At 67.2% G+C, this 688-nt stretch carries 1 protein-coding gene; it reads right to left on the bottom strand.

Features of this window, described 5'->3' with window-relative positions; all coding sequences use genetic code 11:
- Positions 1-688 (bottom strand): ISAs1 family transposase (locus Acor_RS00085; RefSeq protein ID WP_155334406.1); only part of this gene is annotated, 688 nt, incomplete at both ends.

Below are 688 nucleotides of genomic sequence, written 5' to 3'. Positions count from 1 at the left end.
CGGGCCCAGCGGGTGCCTTCGGCGATGTTGGTGTGGTTGAGCAGGCGTAACGCGCCGATCGCGTAGCTGCGCATGGTGGCGAGGATGGATGGCGCGGCTGCGGTGCGGACACGGCAGCGGTCCTCTCCGAGGGTCACGTCTCTCACGTAATGATCTTTGTTTTCGATGGACCACTCGCCTCTGACGAGTTCGGCCAGGCGGCGTGGGGTGGCCAGGGTTGCGGTGAGGTTGGTGACGCCGAGCACCGCGACGCTCGACAGGGGCTTCCAGTGCAGGTCGTAGACGTGGCGTTCGAGGAGGAAGACCTGCTTGACGTGCGGGAAGCGGGTGCCGGGCGGGGCGGGCATCACTTGGATGGTGCGGATCTCGGTGCGGCCGTGGCCGCGGTCGTAGGTGGTCCACTCGATTGGGACGTCTTTCCAGGCCAGGGCATCGAGTTGGTCGAACAGGCCGGGCTGGTTGCCGCCGACGGGGAAAACGTAAAACGCCTCGCGCTGGTGCGGGTAGCGGGCGTGCTCGCGCCGGGTGTGGAGCCTGTCCGCGCTGATCACGACGTTCTTCAGGCAGCCGATCTGGTCCAGCAGCGGGGCAAAGGCGGTGATCTCGTTACTCTTCGAACTGAGGTCGAGCGTGGCGACCATGATGGCGTCGACCGCGAGTTGCGCGCCGAGCCGGTGCCGGGCGGGCT

Origin of the sequence: Acrocarpospora corrugata, from assembly GCF_009687845.1 — a bacterium.
GTDB lineage: Bacteria > Actinomycetota > Actinomycetes > Streptosporangiales > Streptosporangiaceae > Acrocarpospora > Acrocarpospora corrugata.
Note: the sequence above shows the minus strand (reverse complement) of the source record. Positions and strands in the feature narration are given on the sequence as shown.